Raw genomic sequence first — 8,963 nt, 5'->3', positions numbered from 1 at the left:
AGCCTAGGCGAGGTGCCGAGTGGTGGGGCAAGAGCGTTTTGCTTACTTTTGCGCTTCTCAAAAGTGAGCCGCCGTAAGGGCGGAACCCTAATCATCCGTTACCTAAATAACGGATATGTACTCCGGCCAAAAAGCCTCAGTGCCTAACACACCGCTATCGCAGGCAAGCCAGCTCCCACAGTAGAGCCGGTTTACACCCGGTAAAAATCGCCCGACTGCCAGGCCGTCACGGGAGCAAGCTCCCTCGCCACAGGTCCAGCAGCAATGCTCAAAGTTGTGTAGATACCTATGCTGCGATAGCGGTATAACAGTCACCCCCTCTATTGCCTGACCCACCGCCATCGCAGGCAAGCCAGCTCCCACAACAGCCCGTTCATCCCAGTGGATCTGCGCTGGAACACAGATCGCAAGCCTGTACACTGCGGGTCCGCGAAAGGAGCCTGCCATGTTGATTGTTGCCGACGAAAATATTCCGCTGCTCGACGCCTTCTTTGAAGGGTTTGGCGAGATCCGCCGCGTGCCCGGCCGTGCCATCGACCGCGCCACGGTCGAGCAGGCCGATGTGCTGCTGGTGCGCTCGGTGACCAACGTCAACCGCGCGCTGCTGGAAGGCACGCCGGTGCGGTTTGTCGGCACCTGCACCATCGGCACCGATCACCTGGACCTGGATTACTTCAAGCAGGCCGGTATCCAGTGGTCCAGCGCCCCCGGCTGCAATGCGCGGGGCGTGGTGGACTACGTGCTGGGCAGCCTGCAGACCCTGGCCGAGATCGAAGGCGCCGACCTCAATCAGCGCACTTACGGCATTGTCGGCGCCGGCGAAGTCGGCGGGCGGCTGGTCAAGGTGCTCAAGGGCCTGGGCTGGAACGTACTGGTGTGCGATCCGCCCCGGCAGAGCACCGAAGGGGGCGAGTACGTCAGCCTGGAGCAGATCATCGAGCGGTGTGATGTGATCAGCCTGCACACGCCGCTGACCAAGTCCGGCAAGGGCTCCACCTGGCACCTGTTCGATCGCCAGCGCCTCGACCAGCTCAAGCCCGGCACATGGCTCATCAACGCCAGCCGTGGCCCGGTGGTGGACAACGCGGCCCTGCGCGAGGTGTTGCTGGAGCGCGAAGACCTGCAAGCAGTGCTCGATGTGTGGGAGGGCGAGCCTGAAGTGGACGTCGACCTGGCCGACCTGTGCGTGCTGGCCACGCCCCATATCGCCGGTTATAGCCTGGAAGGCCGCCAGCGCGGCACGGCGCAGATTTACCAGGCGTTCTGTGCACACCTGGGCCAGGCGCCGAGCATTCAGCTGAGTGACCTGCTGCCGCCGTTGTGGCTGGCCGAGGTGCATCTGAATGCCGAAACCGATCCGGCCTGGGCGCTGGCGACGTTGTGCCGCAGTGTGTACGACCCGCGCCGCGATGATGCGGATTTCCGCCGCAGCCTTGTCGGCACCGTGGAAGAGCAGCGCAAGGCGTTTGACCTGCTGCGCAAGCATTACCCGGCGCGCCGCGAGATCGATGGCTTGAAGGTGCGTATCAACGGGGAATCTGCGGCGTTGGCAAGTATCGTGTCGGCATTGGGCGCGACAGTCATTTAACCCCATAAAAAAACCCGGCCACCAGGGCCGGGTCTGAAAGAGCTTGGGCGCTTCAGCCTTGCTTGGCAGGCGTGACCAGTCGCTGTTCCAGCTCGCGGCACGCTTGCTGGATCATGTCCTCGGTAATCGGCACTTCGCGGCCTTGGGCGTCGATGATCGAGCAACCCAGGTTGGCCTGATGCGCTGTGCGGACGACTTCTACTTTGTCAGTGCTGCTAGTGTGCAAGGTCATGGCCTGTCTCCTCATCAGGTTGTGTACCTACTCTAATTCCCCCGCGTGACCGCGCTGTTACAACTCCTTGCAAGATCACCGGTTCGAACCCTCAGTCCACCAGAAACCGCTACAGATTTCCAGCCGGGCATTAGACCGATAGCCTCTAGGGGCCCATATCGGCGGGCATAATTAACCTGACTCATTGTTATTTACCCAAGTTCCCCCAATGTTGCTGTGTAGATACCTATCCTCATTGCGCAGGTGAAGCCCTCCATGTTCTCGATCCGTCAACGCCGTGCGATTCGCCTGGCCAGCCGCTTCATTGCGCCCTATCGCTGGCCGGCGTTGGGTGCCTTGCTGGCACTGATTGTCACGGCGGGCATCACCTTGTCCATGGGGCAGGGCATCCGCCTGTTGGTGGACCAGGGCTTCATGACCCAGTCGCCGCACCTGCTCAACCAGTCCATCGGCCTGTTCATGCTGCTGGTGCTGGGCCTGGCCGTGGGCACGTTTGCGCGGTTCTACCTGGTGTCGTGGATCGGCGAGCGGGTGGTGGCGGACATCCGGCGGCAGGTGTTCAACCACCTGATCTACCTGCATCCCGGCTTCTACGAGAACAACCGCAGCTCGGAAATCCAGTCGCGGCTGACCACCGACACCACGTTGCTGCAGTCAGTGATCGGCTCTTCGCTGTCGCTGTTCCTGCGCAATGCCTTGATGGTGATCGGCGGCATCGTGTTGCTGTTTGTCACCAACCCCAAGCTCACCAGCATCGTCGTGGTGGCGTTGCCGCTGGTGTTGGCGCCGATCCTGATCTTCGGCCGCCGCGTGCGCAGCCTGTCGCGCCAGAGCCAGGATCGCATCGCGGACGTGGGCAGCTACGTGTCCGAGACCCTCGGCCAGATCAAGACCGTGCAGGCCTACAACCATCAGCTACAGGACGAACAGCGCTTCGCCGTGACCGTGGAAGAGGCGTTTACCACGGCGCGCAAGCGTATCCTCCAGCGCGCGTGGCTGATTACCCTGGTGATAATGCTGGTGCTGGGCGCGGTGGGCGTGATGCTGTGGGTCGGCGGCATGGATGTAATCAATGGGCGGATTTCCGGCGGTGAGCTGGCGGCGTTCGTGTTCTATAGCCTGATCGTCGGCAGCGCCGTCGGCACCCTCAGCGAAGTGCTGGGCGAGTTGCAGCGCGCCGCCGGTGCGGCCGAGCGCATCGGTGAACTGTTGCAGTCGAGCAACGAAATCCAGGCGCCTGCCGCCGGCACGGTCCAGCTGCCGGAGCGGGTGAGCGGGCGTATGGAGCTGCAAGACCTGCGCTTTTCCTACCCGTCGCGGCCGGATAGCTACGCCATCGACGGCTTGAATCTGACGATCAACCCCGGCGAAACCCTGGCGCTGGTCGGCCCGTCCGGTGCAGGCAAATCGACAATTTTCGATCTGTTGCTGCGTTTTTATGACCCCCAGCACGGTCGCATCCTGATCGAAGGCCAGCCGCTGACCGCGCTAGACCCCATGGACGTGCGCCGTCACTTCGCCCTGGTGTCCCAAAGCCCGGCGCTGTTTTTTGGCAGCGTCGAAGAGAACATCCGCTACGGCAACCCGTCCGCCACCAGGGAACAGGTCGAAGCCGCCGCGCGCATCGCCCACGCCCACGATTTCATCCTGCAAATGCCCGACGGCTACCAGACCCACCTGGGCGACGGCGGCATGGGCCTGTCCGGCGGCCAGCGCCAACGCCTGGCCATCGCCCGCGCCTTGCTGGTGGACGCGCCGATCCTGCTGCTGGATGAAGCCACCAGCGCGCTGGATGCGCAGAGTGAACATTTGATCCAGCAAGCGCTGCCGCAACTGATGCAAGGGCGCACCACGCTGGTGATCGCCCATCGACTGGCGACGGTAAAGAACGCCGACCGGATTGCGGTGATGGACCAGGGCAAGCTGGTGGCGGTGGGCACGCATCAGCAGTTGATTGCGAGCAATCCGTTATATGCGCGGTTGGCGGCGTTGCAGTTCAGTGATGGGGTGGAGGTGGATTGAAGCTGCGCGGTGCCAAGGCCTTAGGGCATCATGTGGTCTTTCGTGCTTGAACTGGATGAGGACATGAGCCGCTATCAACCTCCGTTGACCCTGACGACCAAGATACTGGCGCTGGTAGGCGATATCAGTGAGCAGATCGGTCAACTTTCAGTCGGTGACGACAATCGACAGACACCTCAACTCCGGCGGGGTAATCGCATCCGCACGATTCAAGCCTCGCTGGCCATCGAGAACAATACGCTTAGCGTCGAGCAAGTGACTGCTGTTCTGGACGGTAAGCGTGTATTGGGTTTGCCTCGTGAAATCCAGGAGGTGCGCAACGCATTTGCTGCGTACGAGGCCATGCCGAATTGGGTTGCGAGTGATCGAGCTGACTTGTTGCAGGCTCACGAGCAGCTGATGTACGGATTGATCGACGATGCTGGCCGGTATCGCCAGTCGGGTGTTGGCATCTATCGTGGTGAGCAATTGGTGCATATGGCGCCACCTGCAAGCCGCGTAACGCATTTGGTGGATGACTTGCTGAATTGGCTGGCTGCCTCGGATTGGCATCCCCTGATTGCGAGTTGTGTTTTTCATTACGAGTTTGAATTCATCCATCCCTTTGCTGACGGCAATGGGCGGATGGGACGTCTATGGCAAACCTTGATCTTGAGCCAGTGGCGCCCCGTATTGGCTTACTTGCCCGTCGAGGCGGTTGTGCGGCAGCAGCAGGATGCCTATTACGCAGCCCTATCTGCCGCTGACCAGCAGGCAGAAGCAACGCCTTTTGTCGAGTTCATGCTGCAGGCCCTGAGCCTTGCTTTGGCTGAGGCTGCGCAGAGCGGGCGGCCGGCGACTCCATAAAAATGCCCGCATCTCTCAATGCGGTCATGCCTTTTGGAATTTCAAACCAGCCGCTTGAAGCGGCTCCTCTTACTGATCGTCGAAGTAGCGCTCATGCCAATCCACCAGCGGCTGCGGTGAATTGAGCTTCTGCCCGTAGATCACCGAATATGACAGCACGTTCTGCACGTACTGGCGTGTTTCGTCGAACGGGATGCTTTCTACCCACACGTCGAAACTCAGGTGGTCGGCACCCCGCAGCCATTGGCGCACGCGGCCGGGACCGGCGTTGTAGGCGGCGGAGGCGAGCACGCGGTTGCCGTTGAACTGGCTGTGCACCTGGCTCAGGTAGGCGGCGCCGAGCTGGATGTTTTTGTCCGGGTCGAGCACCTGGGCCGGGGAGGCCAGGGGGATGCTGAACTTGCGCGCGGTCTCTTTGGCGGTGCCGGGCATCAGTTGCATCAGGCCGCTGGCGCCGACGCCGGAGCGGGCGTCGTCCATGAAGGCGCTTTCCTGGCGGGTGATGGCAAACACCCAGCTGGAATGCAGGCCACGCACCTTGGCTTCGCGCACCAGGGTGTCGCGGTGGGCCATCGGGAAGCGGATATCCAGGTCGTCCCAGTACTGCGCCTGGCTGATGGTGCGGATCGCCGGGAAGTACCACTTCATGTCGTAGGCCAGCTTGGCCTGGGCGACCATTTCATCGCGGTTGAAGTGGCGGCTGACGTGGTACCACTCGCGGCGGCCATCGACGATCTGGCCCCGGGCGTAGAACTCCAGGGCACGGCGTACGCCGGGGGTGTTGCGCACCTTGTTGACCAGCGCCTGGCTCATCACCAGCGGTCGGTTGGTCAACTGGTACGGGGATTTGGAGCGGTCGGCGGCGAGGAAGCCGTAGAAATCCCGCTCTTTGGCCACATTTTTATACAGCACCAGCGCTTGCGGGTTTTTCGGCTCGGCCAGTTCCAGGCTGCGGGCCTGCCAGTAGCGCCAGCGGTTGGTGGTCGCCAGGTCTTGTGGGAGCTTGCGGGTGAGCTGGTAGGCATCTTCCCAGCGCGCCAGGCGCAAGAGCAGGCGTAGGCGCCATTCGGACACGGTGTTGTCGCGCAGTTCCGGGTCGTATTGGGTCATCACGTCAAGGGCGCGCGGGTCGTAGCGACGGGCCAGGGTCAGGCCGATTTCGCGGGCGATCGACACTTTTTCGTCACGGGAAAAGTGCATGCTGCTGGCGTAGCCGTCGAGCAGGGCCATGGCCTTGTCCGGGTCCTGGCGCGCCAGGCGGCGCAGGCCCAGGCCTACGGCGTCAGACATGGCCTCGTTGACCGGTCGGAAGCGCGACGGGTCGCCAAGCATGTCGGGCTTTTGCGCCACGTCCACCATCAGGCGGCCTTGGGCGCCCAGGGTCGGCAGGGTTTTCACCAGGCTGTTGGCCAGCGCATAGTTGCGCGCTTCGGCGGCAAGCTTGGCGCGGTCCCAGATCTTCTGTTCGGTGAGTTGGCCGTCGGCGGCCCACTGGGCGAACGTCGCATCACAGGCGGCAGGTTGGGACTTGCCGGTCAGCCAAAGCTTTTCGGTGGTCTTGTAGCCTTCGGCCTTCAGATTGTGGGTGAGCTGGAACTGGCCGTGCAGGCAGTCCAGTTCAACGAAATTGAGCTTGGGGTCGTAGTACTTTTCAAAGGTCTGCCAGTCGCCACGGTCGGCCAGCCAGCGCAACCAACGCAACTTCATCCAGTTGGCCTGGGGCAGGTCGCCGTTTTTGCCGAGGAACTGTTCGATTTCCTCGTTGCTCGCGGTTTTCAGGCGCGCGGTCAACTCGTCGTAGGCCAGGTACGGCGTCAGCGGGTAGTCGGCCAGCGCCTGGCTGTATTGCATGTACGGGCCGGAATCACCCTTGGCCAGGGCACGCTTGGCTTCATCGTAATACTGGCGTTGGGTGGTGAGGTCCACGGCCTGGGCAGATTGGGCGGCAGTGGCGGAAAGAAGCAGACAAGATAAAAAGTTGAAAAGGCGACTGCGCATGAGACGTCCGTGCAGAGAAATCACGAATAGCGCCGGCGCGGCCGACACTGATTGCCCCTAGCTTAGCCTTTTGCTCGACGCAGGCGAAAGCTTTGCCGGCCGGTTCGTTCAGGTTGGTCAGAAATGTCTTACATAACCTGTCTATAGAAAAAATGCCGGCCGCATCCCACCCCTAACTCAGGTAGAATGCGCGCCCAGTTTTTGGAGAAGCGTATGACCCTGCTCAAATTCAGCGATGTGTCCCTTGCTTTCGGCGCTATGCCGTTGTTGGACAAGGTGTCCTGGCAGATCGCCCGTGGTGAGCGGGTGTGCATCATCGGCCGCAACGGCACCGGCAAGTCCAGCATGATGAAGCTGGTCAAAGGCGACCAGAAGCCCGATGACGGCTCTGTCTGGCGCGCCCCAGGCCTCAAGATTGGCGAATTGCCGCAAGAATTGCCGGTGGCCGACGGACGGACAGTGTTCGACGTGGTTGCCGAAGGCCTCGACGGCGTCGGTGAGTTGCTGGCTCAGTACCATCACCTCGCGCAGAACTGCGTCACCGAAGACGACCTGAACAAGCTGATGCATGTTCAGCAAGACCTCGAAGCCCGTGACGGCTGGCGCTTGCAGCAACTGGTGGACAGCACCCTGAGCCGCCTGCAACTGCCGGCCGACAAGACCCTCGCCGAGTTGTCCGGTGGCTGGCGTCGTCGCGTGCTGCTGGCCCAGGCCCTGGTGTCCGAGCCGGACCTGCTGCTGCTCGACGAACCAACCAACCACCTGGACATCGGCGCGATCGCCTGGCTGGAAGAAGCCCTCAAGGAATTCCAGGGCGCCGTGCTGTTCATCACGCACGACCGTTCCTTCCTGCAAAACCTGGCCACGCGCATCCTCGAACTGGACCGTGGCGGCCTGATCGACTGGAACGGCGACTACGCCAGCTTCCTGGTGCACAAGGAAGCCACGCTGGCGGCCGAAGAAACCGCCAACGCCCTGTTCGACAAAAAGCTGGCCCAGGAAGAAGTCTGGATCCGCCAGGGCATCAAGGCCCGTCGCACCCGTAACGAAGGCCGTGTACGTGCCCTCAAAGCCCTGCGTGTTGAGCGCAGCGAGCGTCGCGAGCGCACCGGCAAAGCCAATATCCAACTGGATACCGCCGACAAGTCGGGCAAGCAGGTGATGGTGCTGGAGAACGTCAGCTTCCATCACCCGAATGGCCCATTCCTCATCAAGGACTTCTCCATGGTCCTGCAGCGCGGCGACCGTATCGGCCTGCTCGGCGCCAACGGCACCGGCAAGACCACCTTGCTCAAGCTGATGCTCAACGGCCTGCAACCGACCAGCGGCACCGTGGAAGAGGGCACACGCATCGACGTGGCCTACTTCGACCAATTGCGCCACCAGTTGGACCTGGAAAAAACCGTGATCGACAACGTCGCCGAAGGCCGCGACTTTATCGACATCGACGGCCAGAGCCGCCACGTGCTCAGCTACCTGGGCGACTTCCTGTTCAGCCCGCAGCGTGCCCGTACGCCGGTGAAAGCCTTGTCCGGTGGTGAGCGTGCGCGCCTGCTGCTGGCCAAGTTGTTCAGCAAACCGGCCAACCTGCTGGTGCTCGACGAACCGACCAACGACCTCGACGTGGAAACCCTCGAGCTGCTGGAAGAGGTCCTGCTGACCTTCAACGGCACTGTGCTGATGGTCAGTCACGACCGGGCATTCCTCGACAACGTGGTCACCAGCACCCTGGTCTTTGAAGGTGAAGGCAAGGTGCGTGAATACGTCGGTGGTTACCAGGACTGGCTGCGCCAGGGCGGCTCGCCGCGCCTGCTGGGCGTGACCGAGAGCAAGTCCGGCAAGGCCGACTTGAACTCGGCGGTGGTCACTCCGGTGGCAGCTGCCGAGCCGGCTGTCGAAGCTGCACCGGCTGCCAAGAAGAAACTGAGCTACAAGCTGCAACGTGAGCTGGAAGCCTTGCCGAGTGATATCGAGGCCAAGGAACAGCAGATCGCGGCGGTTGAAGCGGATATGGCTGATGCGGGTTTCTACCTGCGTCCGGCGGCTGAGACGGCCAAGGTCATTGCTTCCCTGGAGACGTTGAACCAGGAGTTGGAAGTGCTGGTTGAGCGTTGGGCTGAGTTGGATGCCTGAGTGATTTCGGTGCATTAAAAAAGCCCGGCGTTCATTCGTATGAACGCCGGGCTTTTTACATGAAATGCGATCTAAAAAATGTGGGAGCGGGCTTGCTCGCGAAAGCGGTGTGTCAGCCACCAGATGTTTCAACTGACAAAAAGC

5 protein-coding genes and 1 pseudogene are annotated in these 8,963 nt (G+C 61.8%); 4 read left to right on the top strand and 2 right to left on the bottom strand.

Annotation, left to right across the window (positions count from 1 at the left end):
• Nucleotides 1-445: 445 nt before the first annotated feature.
• Nucleotides 446-1,588 carry a 4-phosphoerythronate dehydrogenase PdxB gene (gene pdxB, locus NUV89_RS24915; RefSeq protein WP_257783409.1) on the top strand — a complete coding sequence of 381 codons (1,143 nt, stop codon included), beginning with the start codon at nt 446-448 and terminating at the stop codon, nt 1,586-1,588.
• A 52-nt stretch (nt 1,589-1,640) separates the two neighbouring features.
• Here pdxB and NUV89_RS24910 read toward each other — a convergent pair whose 3' ends face one another.
• Nucleotides 1,641-1,820, bottom strand: coding sequence for a PA1571 family protein (locus NUV89_RS24910; RefSeq protein ID WP_017737326.1), 180 nt, complete (start codon nt 1,818-1,820; stop codon nt 1,641-1,643).
• A 255-nt stretch (nt 1,821-2,075) separates the two neighbouring features.
• Here NUV89_RS24910 and NUV89_RS24905 point away from each other — a divergent pair, with 255 nt between their 5' ends.
• Both NUV89_RS24905 and NUV89_RS24900 read left to right on the top strand, forming a co-directional pair.
• The gene (locus NUV89_RS24905) at nt 2,076-3,842 is read left to right on the top strand and encodes an ABC transporter transmembrane domain-containing protein (RefSeq protein WP_257783408.1); all 1,767 of its coding nucleotides are present in this window, start codon (nt 2,076-2,078) and stop codon (nt 3,840-3,842) included.
• A gap of 63 nt (nt 3,843-3,905) precedes the next feature.
• A pseudogene (locus tag NUV89_RS24900) lies at nt 3,906-4,667 on the top strand (Fic family protein); the annotation flags it as partial.
• 90 nt (nt 4,668-4,757) lie between these two features.
• On the opposite strand, the gene NUV89_RS24895 reads toward NUV89_RS24900, so the two are convergent.
• Nucleotides 4,758-6,686, bottom strand: a complete 1,929-nt coding sequence (locus tag NUV89_RS24895) for a transglycosylase SLT domain-containing protein (RefSeq protein ID WP_026136848.1) — start codon at nt 6,684-6,686, stop codon at nt 4,758-4,760.
• 213 nt (nt 6,687-6,899) lie between these two features.
• On the opposite strand from NUV89_RS24895, the gene NUV89_RS24890 reads away from it, so the two are divergent.
• Nucleotides 6,900-8,819, top strand: a complete 1,920-nt coding sequence (locus NUV89_RS24890; RefSeq protein WP_257783406.1) for an ATP-binding cassette domain-containing protein — start codon at nt 6,900-6,902, stop codon at nt 8,817-8,819.
• Nucleotides 8,820-8,963: the final 144 nt, after the last annotated feature.

Origin of the sequence: Pseudomonas sp. 18.1.10 (assembly GCF_024655625.1) — a bacterium.
Classification (GTDB): Bacteria; Pseudomonadota; Gammaproteobacteria; order Pseudomonadales; family Pseudomonadaceae; genus Aquipseudomonas.
The sequence above is the reverse complement of the archived record's forward strand: the minus strand, read 5'-3'. Positions and strand labels throughout refer to the sequence as shown.

Coding starts and splice junctions, on each gene's coding strand:
- NUV89_RS24910 (WP_017737326.1), bottom strand. CDS start 1,820: ATGACCTTGCACACTAGCAGCACTGACAAAGTAGAAGTCGTCCGCACA.
- NUV89_RS24895 (WP_026136848.1), bottom strand. CDS start 6,686: ATGCGCAGTCGCCTTTTCAACTTTTTATCTTGTCTGCTTCTTTCCGCC.
- pdxB (WP_257783409.1), top strand. CDS start 446: ATGTTGATTGTTGCCGACGAAAATATTCCGCTGCTCGACGCCTTCTTT.
- NUV89_RS24890 (WP_257783406.1), top strand. CDS start 6,900: ATGACCCTGCTCAAATTCAGCGATGTGTCCCTTGCTTTCGGCGCTATG.
- NUV89_RS24905 (WP_257783408.1), top strand. CDS start 2,076: ATGTTCTCGATCCGTCAACGCCGTGCGATTCGCCTGGCCAGCCGCTTC.